Annotated in this window: 14 protein-coding genes; 8 read left to right on the top strand and 6 right to left on the bottom strand. The window is 37.3% G+C overall.

All coding sequences use genetic code 11. The annotated features are described in order from the left end of the window. Positions 1-96 precede the first annotated feature (96 nt). Together BLT95_RS06095 and tgt are read right to left on the bottom strand one after the other, a co-directional pair. On the bottom strand, positions 97-1,173 hold the full coding sequence (locus BLT95_RS06095; RefSeq protein WP_089665230.1) for an LptF/LptG family permease: 1,077 nt from the start codon (positions 1,171-1,173) through the stop codon (positions 97-99). A gap of 9 nt (positions 1,174-1,182) precedes the next feature. After that, complete coding sequence (gene tgt / locus BLT95_RS06100; protein ID WP_089665231.1) at positions 1,183-2,313, bottom strand: tRNA guanosine(34) transglycosylase Tgt; 1,131 nt, start codon at positions 2,311-2,313, stop codon at positions 1,183-1,185. A 168-nt stretch (positions 2,314-2,481) separates the two neighbouring features. Between tgt and BLT95_RS06105 the strand changes: the two genes are divergently transcribed. The 3 genes from BLT95_RS06105 (at position 2,482) to BLT95_RS06115 (ending at position 5,038) form a co-directional block, all read left to right on the top strand. Next, positions 2,482-3,327 carry a transketolase gene (locus BLT95_RS06105; protein WP_089665232.1) on the top strand — a complete coding sequence of 282 codons (846 nt, stop codon included), beginning with the start codon at positions 2,482-2,484 and terminating at the stop codon, positions 3,325-3,327. Between the two features lie 34 nt (positions 3,328-3,361). After that, positions 3,362-4,315, top strand: coding sequence for a transketolase family protein (locus BLT95_RS06110; RefSeq protein WP_089665233.1), 954 nt, complete (start codon positions 3,362-3,364; stop codon positions 4,313-4,315). Between the two features lie 120 nt (positions 4,316-4,435). Continuing rightward, positions 4,436-5,038 (top strand): outer membrane beta-barrel protein, encoded by a 603-nt coding sequence (locus BLT95_RS06115; protein ID WP_089665234.1) that lies wholly within the window; start codon positions 4,436-4,438, stop codon positions 5,036-5,038. Positions 5,039-5,090: 52 nt separating this feature from the next. Here the strand turns inward: BLT95_RS06115 and recQ are convergent, their stop codons facing one another. Continuing rightward, positions 5,091-7,289, bottom strand: a complete 2,199-nt coding sequence (gene recQ / locus BLT95_RS06120) for a DNA helicase RecQ (RefSeq protein ID WP_089665235.1) — start codon at positions 7,287-7,289, stop codon at positions 5,091-5,093. Positions 7,290-7,373: 84 nt separating this feature from the next. Here recQ and BLT95_RS06125 point away from each other — a divergent pair, with 84 nt between their 5' ends. From BLT95_RS06125 to lptB, 4 genes are read left to right on the top strand one after another with little or no spacing between them, the layout of a single operon-like run. Continuing rightward, on the top strand, positions 7,374-8,339 hold the full coding sequence (locus BLT95_RS06125; protein WP_089665236.1) for a KpsF/GutQ family sugar-phosphate isomerase: 966 nt from the start codon (positions 7,374-7,376) through the stop codon (positions 8,337-8,339). Further along, positions 8,339-9,172 carry a twin-arginine translocase subunit TatC gene (gene tatC / locus BLT95_RS06130; RefSeq protein ID WP_089665237.1) on the top strand — a complete coding sequence of 278 codons (834 nt, stop codon included), beginning with the start codon at positions 8,339-8,341 and terminating at the stop codon, positions 9,170-9,172. Before BLT95_RS06125 ends, tatC begins: the two co-directional genes overlap by 1 nt. A 3-nt stretch (positions 9,173-9,175) precedes the next feature. Further along, a complete protein-coding gene (locus BLT95_RS06135; protein WP_089665238.1) occupies positions 9,176-9,526 on the top strand; it encodes a carboxymuconolactone decarboxylase family protein in 351 nt (116 codons plus the stop codon). 43 nt (positions 9,527-9,569) lie between these two features. Continuing rightward, the gene (gene lptB, locus BLT95_RS06140; protein WP_089665239.1) at positions 9,570-10,310 is read left to right on the top strand and encodes an LPS export ABC transporter ATP-binding protein; all 741 of its coding nucleotides are present in this window, start codon (positions 9,570-9,572) and stop codon (positions 10,308-10,310) included. Here the strand turns inward: lptB and BLT95_RS06145 are convergent. Further along, positions 10,307-11,056 (bottom strand): CDP-alcohol phosphatidyltransferase family protein, encoded by a 750-nt coding sequence (locus BLT95_RS06145; RefSeq protein WP_089665240.1) that lies wholly within the window; start codon positions 11,054-11,056, stop codon positions 10,307-10,309. The two genes, lptB and BLT95_RS06145, sit on opposite strands and share 4 nt — an antisense overlap. A gap of 381 nt (positions 11,057-11,437) precedes the next feature. On the opposite strand from BLT95_RS06145, the gene lnt reads away from it, so the two are divergent. Further along, the gene (lnt, locus tag BLT95_RS06150; RefSeq protein ID WP_089665241.1) at positions 11,438-13,033 is read left to right on the top strand and encodes an apolipoprotein N-acyltransferase; all 1,596 of its coding nucleotides are present in this window, start codon (positions 11,438-11,440) and stop codon (positions 13,031-13,033) included. 290 nt (positions 13,034-13,323) lie between these two features. On the opposite strand, the gene BLT95_RS06155 is transcribed toward lnt, so the two are convergent. Continuing rightward, positions 13,324-14,718, bottom strand: coding sequence for an exopolysaccharide biosynthesis polyprenyl glycosylphosphotransferase (locus BLT95_RS06155; RefSeq protein WP_089665242.1), 1,395 nt, complete (start codon positions 14,716-14,718; stop codon positions 13,324-13,326). A gap of 39 nt (positions 14,719-14,757) precedes the next feature. Continuing rightward, positions 14,758-15,765, bottom strand: coding sequence for a glycosyltransferase family 4 protein (locus BLT95_RS06160; protein ID WP_089665243.1), 1,008 nt, complete (start codon positions 15,763-15,765; stop codon positions 14,758-14,760). Between the last annotated feature and the right edge of the window lie 265 nt (positions 15,766-16,030).

The raw sequence follows: 16,030 nt of genomic DNA on the forward strand, positions 1-16,030 counted from the left end.
CTGTTTATGGTAATTATTTTTTATAGCTTACAAATATAACAACTTTGAAAGGATAGATTTCACCGATAAAGTTTAAATTTTCAACGATTTTGAGACTTAGCGTTTGGCGCGGAATAAGAGCACTACTGCCAGTATCCCAAATACTATATTAGGGAACCACACAGCGATTAAAGGTGAGAATGTAGATTGCTCGGCCATAGTACCAAAAACCTTATCGAAGAATATAAATATAAAGGCCAGGGTAATTCCAACGGCAAGATTTACTCCCATTCCCCCTCTCCTTTTGAAGGATGCCACTGCAACAGCGATAATAGTTAAAATAAATGCTGAAATCGGGATACTCCAACGCTTATAGGCAACCACTAAATATCTATTAATATTCCCTGACCCCCTGCGCCGTTCCTTTTCAATAAACTCATTGAGTTCAGTATAATTGAGTGTTTCAGCTATATATGATTCAGGTGTTAATTCGTCAAATTCAAATGGTAAAATAGTATCCAGTGTTCGCATGAACATAATACTGTCTTCTTCTTTACCAATAATTCTCTTATCAACCCTGGTAAGTTTATACAGACTATCCTCCTCACTATATCTTAAATTGGACGCGCTTATTTTAAATTTAAGTTCATTTCCTTCGAAATGCTCTAAAGTAAAATTACGGGCTGATTTTGTTTTTGGCTGAAAATGACTCGCATAGATATACTCATTATCATTGATCTGCCTGTAAACATCACTGGTTTCCTGGGTTTGCTCTCCTCGCTTGAGATATTGATATTTAAATTCATTAAAACCTTTACTGGCCTGAGGCGCCAGATACATGGCTAAAATTAAAGCTCCAATACAAACAATCGTTGCACCAATTAGATAAGGTCTTAAAAATCGATAAAAAGAAACCCCACTACTTAAAAAGGCCACGATTTCTGTATTCATTGCCAATTTGGAAGTAAACCAGATGACCGATAAAAATAAGAAGATCGGAAATAAGAGATTGGCAAAATAGATCGTAAAATCAAGGTAATAATAAGCTACTTCAATAAACGGAACCTCATTCTCCAGGATCTTATCGATCTTTTCAGCAAGATTCACGGTGATACCAATAGGAATAAATAGCAACAACATCATCGTGAAGGTTCCTAAATATCGCTTAAGTATGTACCAATCTAGAATTTTCAAATTCCGTGATTAAAGTCGTTTATCCATTTGCTTTACCATCTTATCTTTCCATGCCGGGAAATCTCCGGCTAAGATATGTTTTCTCGCCTCTCTCACCAACCAAAGATAAAAGCTAAGGTTATGAATACTCGCAATTTGCCTGCCAAGCATTTCATTAACGCTAAACAAATGCCTAACGTATGCTTTGGAGTATTGAGAATCTACGAAACTTACACCTTCGGGATCTACAGGTGAAAAATCATCTTCCCATTTTTTGTTCTTGATATTAATGGTCCCATGAGCAGTAAATAACATTCCGTTTCTACCGTTCCGGGTTGGCATTACACAGTCAAACATATCAATACCCAGTGCGATATTTTCCAGAATATTAATAGGAGTACCTACTCCCATAAGATATCGTGGCTTATCTTCCGGAAGGATTTCAGTAACTACTTCGGTCATTGCATACATTTCTTCTGCAGGTTCTCCTACTGAAAGTCCGCCGATGGCATTCCCTTCGGCTCCGGCATTTGCAATATATTCTGCCGATTGCTTCCGAAGATCCTTATAAGTGCTCCCCTGAACTATAGGAAAAAATGTTTGTTTATAATCGTAAATTTCAGGTGTTTTCTCTAAATGGTTGATACATCTATCCAGCCAGCGATGTGTCATATGCATCGATCTTTTTGCATAATTATAATCGCAGGGATAAGGAGTACATTCATCAAAGGCCATAATAATATCTGCGCCAATAGTTCTCTGAATCTCCATCACATTTTCAGGAGTAAAAGTATGGTAAGAACCATCTATATGAGATTTGAACTTTACGCCTTCTTCTTTAATCTTTCTTCTGGCTGAAAGAGAATACACCTGGTATCCCCCACTATCTGTCAAAATATTACGATCCCAGTTCATGAACTTGTGAAGGCCCCCGGCTTTTTTTAAAATCTCGGTTTGAGGTCTTAAATAAAGATGGTAGGTATTTCCAAGAATAATATCTGGATTTATATCTTCCTTCAATTCTCTCTGATGTATACCTTTTACAGAAGCCACTGTACCAACCGGCATAAAAATAGGAGTTTCAATTACTCCGTGATCTGTTGTTATTTTTCCTGCGCGTGCTTTACTACCCGGGTCGGTAGTTAAAAGTTCAAAATCCATAGTTCCATTTAATCGCTGCAAAGATACTCAAGTAAATATCAAATAGAAGTGCAATTATAAGTTAAGGATGTTAGTATTTTCAATAAAAAGTTAATAACTGGGCATTAGTTGCTTTGTCAAAGCTTTTTAAAAAGTTATTTTTGCGGCATTAAAACAACACAATTTAAAATGCCAGACATCAACGAATTACAAGATTTTGTTACTCAGGTTCGCCGGGACATTCTAAGGCAGGTTCATAAGGTAAATTCCGGACATCCGGGAGGATCTTTAGGCTGCGCTGAATTTTTCACAGCACTGTATCAGGAGGTTATGGATCACAACACCAATTTTGATATGGACGGAAAAGGTGAAGATCTATTCTTCTTATCTAACGGACATATTTCTCCTGTTTTTTACAGCGTACTTGCCCGTAGCGGATATTTTCCAGTAGAAGAATTGAATACTTTCCGGTTAATCGATTCAAGACTACAAGGACACCCAACCACCCACGAAGGTCTACCGGGAATTAGAGTCGCGTCTGGTTCTTTAGGCCAGGGAATGAGCGTTGCCCTTGGTGCTGCTCAGGCAAAAAAGCTGAATAATGATAAGCATATTATTTATTCGCTGCATGGAGATGGAGAGCTACAGGAAGGTCAGAACTGGGAAGCTATTATGTATGCTGCTGGAAATAAAATTGATAATATTATTTCTACCATAGATTTAAACGGTCAGCAAATTGATGGAAGCACAGAAACAGTACTTCCATTGGGTAATCTTAAAGCAAAGTTTGAGGCATTTGGCTGGGATGTTATGGAAATTGAAGATGGAAATGATCTACAACAGGTTATTGATGGTCTTAAAGAAGCTAAAACACGAACAGGAAATGGCAAACCGGTTTGTATTTTAATGAATACGGTAATGGGTAATGGAGTAGATTTCATGATGCATACACATGCGTGGCATGGAAAAGCTCCTAACGATGAACAATTAGAGACAGGACTTTCTCAAAATCCTGAAACTCTTGGAGATTACTAATCGTTAAATTCATTATTACAAAATTTAGAAGATCATGAAAGAATATAAAAATACAGGAAGTAAAGATACACGTTCGGGTTTTGGAGCAGGCTTAACCGAACTTGGTAAAACCAATGAAAATGTGGTGGCACTCTGCGCCGACCTTACCGGTTCACTTAAAATGGACGATTTTAAAGAAAATCATCCTGATAGATTTTTCCAGGTGGGTATTGCTGAAGCGAATATGATTGGCATGGCTGCCGGAATGACTATAGGCGGAAAAATTCCTTTTACGGGAACTTTTGCTAATTTCTCTACCGGAAGGGTTTATGACCAGATTCGCCAGAGTGTAGCCTATTCAGGAAAAAATGTGAAAATTTGTGCTTCACATGCTGGGGTTACTTTAGGAGAAGATGGAGCGACTCACCAGATCCTTGAAGATCTTGGTTTGATGAAAATGCTGCCCGGAATGACGGTGATTAATACTTGTGATTTCAATCAGACGAAAGCGGCAACTTTAGCAATTGCTGAACACGATGGGCCGGTTTATCTACGTTTTGGAAGACCAAAAGTAGCTAATTTCACTCCCGAAGACCAGAAGTTTGAAATTGGTAAAGCTGTAAAGCTTTATGAGGGTAGCGATGTTACGATTATCGCTACAGGACATTTAGTATGGGAGGCAATACAGGCCGCTGTAGAATTGAATGAAAAAGGAATCAGCGCTGAAGTTATTGATATTCATACCATAAAACCTTTAGATGAAGAAGCAATTATCGCTTCAGCTAAGAAAACTGGCTGTGTGGTGACTGCGGAAGAGCACAACTTTTTAGGTGGATTAGGAGAAAGTGTTGCCAGAACACTGGCAGAAAACCATCCAACTCCGCAAGAGTTTGTAGCTACTCAGGATACTTTTGGAGAAAGCGGTACACCTGCGCAATTAATGGATAAGTATGGTTTAAATTCCGCAGCAATTATCAAGGCTACTGAAAAAGTTTTGAAACGTAAATAGTGTTCTCATATCCAATATTATAAGGGCCTTTCAACTTAATCACTGAAAGGCTTTTTTAATTTAATGAAAATAAACAATCGTAAATAACGTTATATCACCCGAACAATAAATAAGATTACCATGAAAAAGTTAATGATGTTAACCTTCATTTTTGTAGGTTTTGGAATGAGTGCCCAAAACGCCAGTTTTGGAATTAAAGGAGGTTTAAATTATGGCGCAACCGGAGAATACGAATCATTTAGTCAGGTATCGGGTGATTTTACTTCTTCTTTTGAAGACGGTGAAAATAAAACGGGATTTCATGCAGGGCTTTTTGCTCAATTTGAGCTTTTAGGAATTTTCATCCAGCCGGAATTATTGTACACAGAGCTGAATACCGAATATTCTGATTTCGACTATAAATTGAGTAAAATTGATGCACCAGTATTAGTCGGTATAAATGTTCTGGGACCTTTAAATATTAAAGCAGGGCCTTCTTTTCAATATATTCTGAAAAATGAATTGGAAAATACTCAATTAAGTATTGAGAAAGTGGAAAATGATATCACCGTGGGATATCAATTAGGAATAGGATTAGATCTTGGAAGATTAGGTTTTGATGTGAGACATGAAGGCTCCTTTCAGGATAATTTCGCACAGGGAGGAGATATTGCCGCTGACTCTGGATTTACCATAGATTCGAGACCTTCACAATGGATACTTGGTGTATCTTATACCCTTTAGAGAATGAAGGTTTTATATAAAAAACCCGGGATTCCCGGGTTTTTTGTTTTTTTTAATTTGCCACCTGACTTATAAATTTGATTCGGTAAAGACGTAACTCTTCATCATCATAATCTCCATCAAATTCTTCCATAGCCTCATCGATCTTATCGGTTTCAGCCTCCAGAAAATAATCGTGAATCTCTTCCTGTTGATCTTCGTCCAGAATATCATCTAGCCAGTAATCGATATTCAATTTGGTTCCACTATAGACAATAGCTTCCATTTCCTTGATAAATTCAGGCATCGCCATTCCTTTTGCAGAAGCAATATCGGTCAAAGGCAACTTTCTATCTACATTCTGAATAATATATAGCTTTAAAGAACTATTGGCTCCTGTAGATTTTACTACAAAATCATCGGGTCTTACAATATCATTGTCTTCTACATACCGCGAAATGAGTTCCACAAAATCTTTCCCATATTTCTTGGCCTTACCTTCTCCTACACCATGTATATTGCTCAATTCTTCAATATTTATAGGGTATTTAAGAGCCATATCTTCTAAAGAAGGATCCTGAAAAATCACAAAAGGCGGCAGGTCTTTCTTCTTCGCTACTTTTTTTCTCAGCTCTTTAAGCATCTTTACCAACTGAGCATCAACCGAAGCTCCACCTTTATCTGCTTTGGTCACCGCTTCTTCGGTGCTGGCATTATAGATATGATCTTCTGTCATCATAAATGATACTGGATCTTTAAGATAATCCCTTCCTTTTTCAGTGATTTTCACCACGCCATAGGTTTCAATATCTTTTTTCAGAAATCCGGAAACTAAGGCTTGCCGTGCCAGCGCCATCCAGTAATTAGAATCCTGATGGGCTCCTTTTCCAAAGAGTGGATGCTCGTCTGTTTTATGGGACAAAATAATGGCATTGGATTTTCCCATAAGTGTTTTTACAACCTCTTTAGACTTATATAACTCATTGGTCTCTTTCACTGTTTTCAAAAGAAGCTCCAGATCCTCTTTTGCCTCTGTCTGCTTCTTAGGATTTCGAACATTATCATCCATATCTGCCCCCTCACCAGTTTCTGAACTGAATTCTTCTCCAAAATAATGTAGGATGAATTTTCTCCTGGAAACCGAAGTTTCAGCGTAAGCAACCACTTCCTGAAGTAAGGCATGACCAATTTCCTGTTCTGCAACAGGTTTACCGCTCATAAATTTCTCCAGTTTTTCTATATCCTTATATGAATAAAAAGCGAGGCAATGACCTTCTCCTCCGTCTCTACCGGCACGACCAGTTTCCTGATAATAACTCTCAATACTTTTTGGGATATCGTGGTGAATAACGAAACGCACATCGGGTTTATCTATCCCCATACCAAAAGCGATGGTTGCTACCACCACATCTATATCTTCCATAAGGAACATATCCTGATGTTTTGATCTCGTTTTTGCGTCCAGCCCGGCGTGGTAAGGAACTGCTTTGATCCCGTTTACCTGGAGTGTCTGTGCCAGTTCTTCCACTTTTTTTCTACTCAAACAGTAGATTATCCCCGATTTCCCATCGTTCTGTTTGACAAAACGAGTAATATCAGCTTCAATATTCTTCGTCTTTGGACGTACTTCGTAATAAAGATTTGGCCTGTTAAAACTGGCTTTAAAAGTTTTAGCTTTTGTAATCCCCAGATTCTTCAAAATATCTTCCTGAACTTTGGGAGTTGCAGTTGCCGTTAAGCCAATAATCGGAATATTGTCGCCTATCCTTTTTAGGATATGACGAAGATTTCGATATTCGGGCCTGAAGTCGTGTCCCCACTCACTGATACAGTGAGCTTCATCTACCGCCAGGAAAGAAATGGTCTGACCTTTTAAAAAGTCGACATAATCTTCCTTGGTAAGAGATTCCGGAGCTACATAAAGTAATTTGCAAACACCATTTCTGATGTCATTCTTTACCTGACTAACTTCAGTTTTATTCAGAGAGGAGTTCAAAACATGAGCGATACCATGTTCAGAGGAGATACTACGTATAGCATCTACCTGATTTTTCATTAAAGCTATAAGGGGCGATACCACAATAGCAGTACCGTCTGAAATAAGCGCAGGGAGCTGGTAACATAGTGATTTACCTCCGCCAGTCGGCATTACCACGAACGTGTTATTTCCTTTCACGATGCTGGTAATTACTTCTTCCTGAAGCCCCTTAAACTGACTAAATCCAAAGTACCTCTTTAGTTCTTTGTGTAAATCAATTTCGGTCAAACCCATTCAATTGTGTTACAATTTTACATACATTTGCATTACTAAATATACATATTTCTTTAGTACCTGCAATTCTTAATTTAATCTAATTTGAAACTTAGCGATCAAATCATTTTCACTGCAAAAGAAACCATTTCTAACGAAGCAGAAGCAATTGCCAACCTTGAAAATTTCATCGACGAAGACTTTACCAGAGCGGTTGAGATCATCTATGAATCTCAAGGCAGGGTTGTTGTGACGGGAATAGGAAAAAGTGCCATTATTGCTAATAAGATAGTTGCGACTTTAAACTCCACAGGGACTCCTTCAATTTTCATGCACGCGGCAGATGCCATACACGGTGATTTAGGTATTGTTCAAAACGATGATATCGTAATTTGTATATCTAAGAGTGGAAACAGCCCTGAAATTCAGGTATTGGTTCCCTTGATCAAAAACTTCAACAATACCTTAATAGGTCTTACGGGCAACAAAGAATCTTTTCTTGGCAAAGAAGCAGATTATGTGTTGAATTGTTATGTTGAAAAAGAAGCCTGTCCTAATAATCTGGCCCCCACTACAAGTACTACTGCCCAAATGGTAATTGGTGATGCCCTGGCTGTTTGTCTTTTAAATTTGAAAGGATTTAGCAGTAAAGATTTTGCTAAATATCATCCCGGCGGATCTTTAGGTAAAAAACTTTACTTGAGAGTTAGCGACATCACTTCTCAAAATATGGTTCCTCAGGTCTCCCCGGATACCGATGTGGCGAATGCGATCATTGAAATTTCTGAAAAGATGCTTGGTGTAACTGCTGTTTTGGATAATAATAAAATCGTAGGTATTATTACAGACGGAGATATTCGTAGAATGCTAAAAGATCATCAGGAAATAAAAGGTCTGAAGGCTAAAGATATTATGAGTGAAAACCCAAAGACCATCGAGCAGGATACACTAGCCGTGGAAGCTTTGGATGTTCTACAAAAAAACCAAATATCACAACTGCTGGCAGTAGAAAATGGAGTATATGCAGGTGTGGTTCATTTACATAATTTAATTAGAGAAGGAATTTTATAATGGATAAAATAGCCCCCCAGGAAGAGCCAGGAAATGAAATGTCTTTTTTAGACCATCTGGAAGAATTAAGATGGCATTTAATTAGAGCTGTGCTCGCAGTAGTTATAGCCGGAGGAATCGCATTTATTTTAAAAAGTTTCATCTTCGATGTACTTCTGTTTGGACCGGCCAATGGAGATTTCTTTTCATATAAAGTACTGTGCAGACTTTCTGGATATTTTGGAATTGATGGCGGATTTTGTGATCCTGAAATGCCATTTAGAATTCAAAGTAGAACTATGGGAGGTCAATTTTCGGCACACGTCTGGACCTCTATCACCGCCGGTTTTATTATTGCATTCCCATACATAATTTATGAATTTTGGAAATTCGTGGCTCCTGCCATGCATAGCAATGAGCGCAGGCACGCAAAAGGATTTATCTTTGTGACCTCGTTCCTGTTCTTTTTAGGAGTTCTTTTTGGCTATTATGTAGTTACCCCACTTTCTATAAATTTCCTCGGAAAATATCAGGTAAGTGATACTGTTTTTAATGATTTTGACCTGAGTAGCTATATAAGCCTGGTAAGAGCATCTGTGCTCGCCAGTGGATTAATATTTGAATTGCCTATTGTAATTTACTTCTTAACGAAAGTTGGTGTCGTTACCCCGGATTTCTTAAGGAAATATAGAAAATACGCTTTGGTGATCGTCTTAATTTTATCTGCGATTATCACTCCCCCAGACATTGTAAGTCAGATTATTGTTGCTATTCCAGTATTGATCTTATATGAAGTAAGTATTATCATCTCAAGGATCATGTATAAAAAAGAAGAAGAAAAATTAAAAAAATAAGCTATGATTGATAAGGTCGACGAATTTAATTCGTACCGCGCCAAAATGAATGACAAGATTTTATCTGAGAACAATAAAGTTCTTAAAAGAATATTTAATCTTGACACGAACGCTTTTGCCGAAGGAGCATTAGATAAAAAAACAAAAGAGCTTTTAGGTCTTGTTGCATCTACTGTTCTAAGATGTGATGACTGTGTTAAATATCATCTGGAATCAAGTCACAAAGAAGGTATTACACGTGAAGAGATCATGGAAACCCTAAGTATAGGGACCCTTATTGGGGGAACTATTGTGATTCCACATTTAAGAAGAGCTTTTGAATATTGGGAAGCTTTGGAAGATAATAAACAATAATTACGGTATAATTTCTGTGCTATGAGAAATGTAAACTGAGAATATGAAATTACGTGCTGAAAAACTTGTAAAAACCTATAAAGGAAGGGATGTTGTAAAAGGCATTTCTGTAGAAGTAAATCAGGGGGAGATCGTAGGGCTTCTGGGACCGAATGGTGCTGGTAAGACCACCTCTTTCTATATGATCGTAGGACTTATCAAACCTAATAGCGGTGATATAATCCTGGACAAACAGAATATCACAAAGTATCCTATGTATAAAAGGGCTCAGCACGGAATTGGATATCTCGCCCAGGAAGCTTCAGTTTTCAGAAAACTAAGTATTGAGGATAATATTATGAGCGTTCTCGAGCTGACCAAGCTGTCGAAAAAGGAAAGAGTGATGAAGATGGAGTCTCTTATTGAGGAATTCGGATTAAGCCATATTCGGAAAAACCGTGGTGATCTTTTAAGTGGTGGCGAGCGACGAAGAACAGAGATCGCAAGAGCTTTAGCTACCGATCCTAATTTTATTTTACTGGATGAACCCTTTGCCGGAGTAGATCCTGTAGCTGTTGAAGATATCCAGCGAATTGTTGCCCAGTTAAAAGATAAAAATATTGGAATTCTCATTACCGATCACAATGTTCAGGAAACACTGGCAATTACAGATAGAACCTACTTAATGTTTGAGGGAAGTATCCTTAAACATGGGATGCCTGAAGAACTTGCCGAAGATGAAATGGTTAGAAAAGTGTATCTAGGGCAGAATTTTGAACTCAGAAAGAAGAAGCTTTTTAATTAAGCAGCAGTACTTCTATTCGAAATAATCGATAGTAATACATATAACATCAGAATTACCGGTATCGCAATAAACTTGAGAAAGATTATTAAAACGATACAGCTAACAATAAAGAAATATCTCAGTTTATTTTCCTTAAATCCCCAGTCTGAGAACTTTAATGCAAACAATGGCAGTTCTGCATTCAGCAAATAACAACTCACCAGAGTTAGTCCTACCAGAAACCATTCGTTCAATAAAAGACCTGAAATAAATGGGCCTGGCTGGTACGTTAAAATTAATGGCAAGCTTAGTATTAACAAGGCGTTAGCCGGAGTTGGCAAACCAATAAAAGAATCGGTTTGGCGTTCATCCACATTGAACTTTGCAAGCCTGTAAGCGGAAGCTAAAATGATCAAAATTCCTATCAATGCGAAGGGTTTCATTTGAATATCAAAAACAGAAGAATTCCAGTCAGCTCCCAGGCCTCCGCTCGCCGGTAAAGCTTTCGTGAGTAATTGATACATTACGATTCCAGGTACTACTCCACTTGTCACCACATCGGCAAGTGAATCCAGTTGAAGTCCAACTTCACTCTTTACATCGAGCAGTCGTGCCGCAAGTCCGTCAAAAAAATCAAAAAATATTCCTGCTGCCACAAATATCGCCGCAAGTACTAAGTTACCTTTAACGGCGAAGATCACGGCAAGACTTCCGCTAAATAGATTCAAAAGAGTAATTAAATTGGGAATATGCCTTTTAATGCCCATGGATCGGTTTTAGTTAGAATTTACTAATCTACTATTTTGAATTGAAAAAGATCTAAAAATTTCTTTAATCTGGTTTGATTGAAATTTCGAATGTTAGATTTCTCTCTTTGGTCGAAACGATAACATTACGATCATATGTCATTTCGAACGAAGCAATAGCGAAGTGAGAAATCTCATCAACTTTATTCACGTCATGCTGAACTCGTTTCAGCATCTCTTTATAATACCTCAGGAAACCACAAACAATGAACTATAAACTTAGAACCCCAGAAGACACAACTTTATAATTACATATATAAAATCCCTCAATCTACTTGATAATTGATAACTGTTAATTGGTAACTGAACAGAGTTTGCTATTTTTGAACAGACCTGAATGCTATGAAGAATCTTATATATGCTCTCTTAAGTGGAATACTACTCGCTATATCCTGGCCTACCTATGGATTTCCGCTTTTCATATTCTTTGCATTTATTCCCCTGCTCATCGCAGAGTTCAACATTAGAAACCATTCTAAAAGCTGGGTAAAACTTAAGGTCTTTGGTGTTTCTTATCTAAGCTTTTTTATTTGGAATTTAATAACAACCTACTGGATATATTTTTCCACTCCTTTTGGAGGAGTCTTTGCCATCCTTGCAAACTCCCTGTTGATGTCTGTAGTGTTCTTACTTTACCACATAGTTGCCAGGAGAACGGGCTTTAGTGCAGCCTCTGCATTCCTGATAAGTTTATGGATGGTATTCGAGAAAGTACACTTAAACTGGGATTTCTCCTGGCCGTGGCTGAATTTAGGAAATGTTTTTTCTGAATATATTAGTTGGGTGCAATGGTATGAATTCACCGGAACTTTTGGCGGCACGCTTTGGGTATGGCTGGTTAATATTGCCGTTTTTAAAGCCATACTCCAGTTCAGGGAGTTCCATGAAAAATCTATTATCTATCGTGCAATCTTTAAAGCATCCCTGCTTATTTTATTTCCCTTAGGTCTCTCTTTAATTATGTATTATAATTACGAGGAACCAAAAGAGAAGCTGGATGTGGTTATTTTACAGCCAAATATCAATCCTTATACTGAAAAATATAATACGACCGATTCCCGGATTGGCGAATTACTATTGGAGTTAAGCAGGACCTCAACTACAGATTCAACAGATTTTATAATTGCTCCCGAAACTGTTTTTGCTGATGGCACACAACTTTCAAATTTTAAAAATTCAGAAGCTGTTTACTTCGGAAGACAGCTTAGTAGAATTCAGCCAAAACTTGGTTTTTTAGGAGGGCTTAGTATGTTCGAGCGCTTTAAAGATCCTGATAAAGTTAGAAGTCAATCAAATAAGATTGGACCCAATGACTGGTATGATGATTATAATTCGGCATTTTTGGTTAAAAATTCTTCAGATAGTATTCAATTATATCATAAATCAAAGCTCGTGGTAGGGGTTGAAAACTTCCCTTATCAGGATATTTTAAAGCCGATATTAGGGGATATCATGATAGATTTAGGCGGTACTGTAGCGATGAAGACCACACAGGAAGATCGGGAAGTGCTATGGTTAAATGATAGTCTTGGCACAGCGCCTATTATTTGCTATGAATCGGTTTATGGAGATTATGTTACGGGATATGTAGAAAATGGTGCTGGCTTCTTAAGTATTATCACGAACGATGCATGGTGGGGAGACACAGAAGGGCACGAACAACACCTGAGCTATGCAAAACTGCGGGCAGTTGAAAATAGAAGGTTTGTTGCCAGAAGTGCTAATACAGGAATCTCGGCCATCATTAATTCCAGGGGAGATATTGAAAAAAGTCTGGGATATGAAAAAAAGGGCACCATCGTAGGCCAGGTCGGAATTCAGCACGATAAGACATTCTATGTAAAATATGGCGATTATCTACCAGGAATTGCCCGGTTTTTAGCCTTGTTCATCTTTCTATTTTCAGTAGTAAAATTTAAAAGGAAAAGACCTGCCTGAATAATGGATAATTTAAATATTGGAACTGGCTTCACGAAACAATTCGAATAATCTTTTGAGATTCTGTTGTCATTCCAAGGAACGAATTGACTGATAATGATTAGGTCATGCTAAACTTGTTTCAGCCTCTATTCGTATCATAAATAAAAGTTTAATTATCGCTGTCATTTCCAGGAAGCAATACGACTGAAACAATCTAATTCTATTGTCACTGCGAGATGAGGAACTAAAATAACCGAAGTAGTCTCAATTTCTCACTGATTACTGTTAACTGAATACTGTCCACTGAACTATTGTCCTCTGAAAAAAATAACGGTGCTAAGCGTTTTTAGCAGGATACTCAAATCCAGGAATATCCCCCGGTGCTTGATGTAATAAAGATCATATTGTAACTTTTCCAGACTATCATCATAGCAATCTCCATAATTGGCCATTACCTGTGCCCAGCCTGTCAAACCGGGTTTGATAATATGCCTGGTCTCATAAAATGGAATAAGCTTAGAAAGATCTTTTACAAACACCGGTCTTTCCGGCCGCGGACCTATTAAACTCATCTCCCCTTTTAAAACATTATAAAACTGCGGTATTTCGTCAATTCTCGATCTTCTTAAAAACATCCCGAATTTAGTGATCCTGTAATCGTTTTTCTGAGCGTATTGTGGTCCTAAAGCTTCGGCATCCTTAGTCATTGTCCTCAACTTCAGTATATTGAATACAACTCCGTTTTTCCCAACCCTTTCTTGTGTGAAGAAAAATTTACCCTGATTCGCAAAAAGATTTCCTATAATAATAAATGGGCTAATAATTATTCCGAAGAGGATACCTACCAATGCTACCATAATATCAAAGACTCTAAAAACCAGCTTATAAAATTTATTCTGATTAGATCGGCTAAATGGAAAGTATCTGTAAAAATCCTTATCTACATTCTGAACTGGAATTCTTCTGGTAACCTCCTCGTAAACCTGTGTGTAATCGCGAATTGGAAAACCCTGTTTCAGCAATTCATTTAACTGGTTGTATAAAGAGAACATTAAACCTTTTTGGTAGGCACTGGCTACAACAATTTCATTAATATGATTTTCCCTGATTGCAGTTTGTAATTCTTCCACTTCAAAATGCAAAAGACCGCTTCTATCAAAGTCTGTTTTAAATTTATGATCGGTATTTATATATCCAACAACAAAGTAATTAGGATCTGATTTTTGGAGTGCTTCTGCTATTAATTTAATATCAAACGAATCTCCAACTACCAGGACCCTTTTGTAAAACCTGGGAGAGGAAATAAGACTGATATAAAGAAATCTCCAGATCAACAATGACCCTGCTACCGATAGAAAAAAGAATAATATTTGCAAACGATTCTCGGGTAGACTTGGTGTGAAGAACGGCGTAAGCATGTAAAACAGCACTGTTAAGCTTGTAGTGAGCAGTACATTCTTAAGTACGCTGTCAAAGCGATCGGCCTTTTGAAGATCATAGAGTTCAAAAACGCTGGCAAATAAATTTAAATAAGCCAGAAATAGAAGAGTCCAACTCCAGTTATCAGCATCTATTCTAAAATAATTGAATTTAAAAATGATTCCCACAACTGCAAGGGTTAGCAGAACACCAAGCATATCAAAAATGCGTAAAAGAATTTTACGTTCCGAAATTTCGAAATGAAATAGGGGCTTCTGAGACATCACAGGTTAGGTTTTCGCTCGGGTTAAATATATAATTTTTTAACCTAGCAATTCTAGCCATTTGTATTTAACCTTATTCCAATCAAACTTTTCAGCCTCTTTTCTGGCATTGATACTTAGTTTTTCGGCTAACTGAGGATTCGTTAGCAATCTCTGGATTGCGGATACCATTTCATCTGGATTATTAGGAGGCACCAGAATTCCATTTTCTTCATCTGAAATTAAATAGGGAATTCCTCCTACTTTAGTTGAAACTACAGGCAATCCTAGCGCCATTCCTTCAATCACACTAACAGGAGTATTATCAATGGAAGTTGTATTAAGAAAAATATCATACTTTTTAGATAATTTAATCCATTCCATTTTTTCGAGCTTTCCCTTAAAAATAACCGGCAGTTTTTTTCTCTCAACCACTTCCTCAAGTTTTTTTAGACTTCCATCTTTTTGGGGACCCACCATACATAATTCGGCATTGGGATAAGTTTCCAGCAATTTTTCGAGTACCAGAATTGCCATTTCGGGATTATAGACTTTGTGAAGTGCACGCACCCATAAAATTCTGGGCCTTAAAGCTCGTCTTTCATTAAAATTATAGATAGACAGATCAATTGAATTTGGTATAAAAACCATGTTTCTAAACTGGAATTTTTCCAGTTTTTCTTTTAGAAAATAAGACGGAACTACGTTGGCTCTGGCATTTCTAAAAATCTTTAGGATCTTTTCCGAAGAAGCATGAAAGCGTTTTTCCAGGTTCCCTCCATGGAGAATAAAGATATATGGAGTTTTAAAAAGCTTACATAGCTTAGCGCTAAGAATAGCATACCAGAAATTGGAAGTACTATAGGTGTCAATTAAAACCATATCTGCTTTTCTTTTAATAACTACACTCGCCAGCATATGAAGCAATCTTAGGGGTCTGTTTTTTACAGAGGAGACTGCGGTGACTCTATATCCTTCTTCCTTTAATAAAGCAGGAAGCGTATCTATACTGGTGGGTGAGAAACCATGCTTTTCTAATTTATTTCCTAAGTAGAGAATTTTTTTCAATATTGCCCTAAACTTTTAAAATGTTTTTACTGAATTAGAATCTTGATCATAAAAAGAATTATTCTTTTTTTAGTTTTTAATCGGCCTATCGAAAATTTATCTTCAAATTTGAAGTGAAAGCACCGTGAAATTTTAGGTTGTTTGAGCCTCAGGAATTATTTTTTTACCTGACCTTTTAAGGCGAGTTCCTAAATTTAGGTGCTGAACAATAAATTTAGATAAATTCTCGTAAGTGGATTTTTTGTTTCTCCTGAGCTTGTCGAAG

The organism is Gramella sp. MAR_2010_147 (assembly GCF_900105135.1).
In the GTDB taxonomy this organism is placed as follows: Bacteria; Bacteroidota; Bacteroidia; order Flavobacteriales; family Flavobacteriaceae; genus Christiangramia.

What these genes read in the sequence shown, in the direction of transcription:
- BLT95_RS06145 (WP_089665240.1), bottom strand. Translation starts at nt 11,056, where the DNA reads ATGGGCATTAAAAGGCATATTCCCAATTTAATTACTCTTTTGAATCTA.
- tatC (WP_089665237.1), top strand. Translation starts at nt 8,339, where the DNA reads ATGGATAAAATAGCCCCCCAGGAAGAGCCAGGAAATGAAATGTCTTTT.
- recQ (WP_089665235.1), bottom strand. Translation starts at nt 7,289, where the DNA reads ATGGGTTTGACCGAAATTGATTTACACAAAGAACTAAAGAGGTACTTT.
- BLT95_RS06110 (WP_089665233.1), top strand. Translation starts at nt 3,362, where the DNA reads ATGAAAGAATATAAAAATACAGGAAGTAAAGATACACGTTCGGGTTTT.
- tgt (WP_089665231.1), bottom strand. Translation starts at nt 2,313, where the DNA reads ATGGATTTTGAACTTTTAACTACCGACCCGGGTAGTAAAGCACGCGCA.
- BLT95_RS06115 (WP_089665234.1), top strand. Translation starts at nt 4,436, where the DNA reads ATGAAAAAGTTAATGATGTTAACCTTCATTTTTGTAGGTTTTGGAATG.
- BLT95_RS06135 (WP_089665238.1), top strand. Translation starts at nt 9,176, where the DNA reads ATGATTGATAAGGTCGACGAATTTAATTCGTACCGCGCCAAAATGAAT.
- BLT95_RS06105 (WP_089665232.1), top strand. Translation starts at nt 2,482, where the DNA reads ATGCCAGACATCAACGAATTACAAGATTTTGTTACTCAGGTTCGCCGG.
- BLT95_RS06155 (WP_089665242.1), bottom strand. Translation starts at nt 14,718, where the DNA reads ATGTCTCAGAAGCCCCTATTTCATTTCGAAATTTCGGAACGTAAAATT.
- lnt (WP_089665241.1), top strand. Translation starts at nt 11,438, where the DNA reads ATGAAGAATCTTATATATGCTCTCTTAAGTGGAATACTACTCGCTATA.
- lptB (WP_089665239.1), top strand. Translation starts at nt 9,570, where the DNA reads ATGAAATTACGTGCTGAAAAACTTGTAAAAACCTATAAAGGAAGGGAT.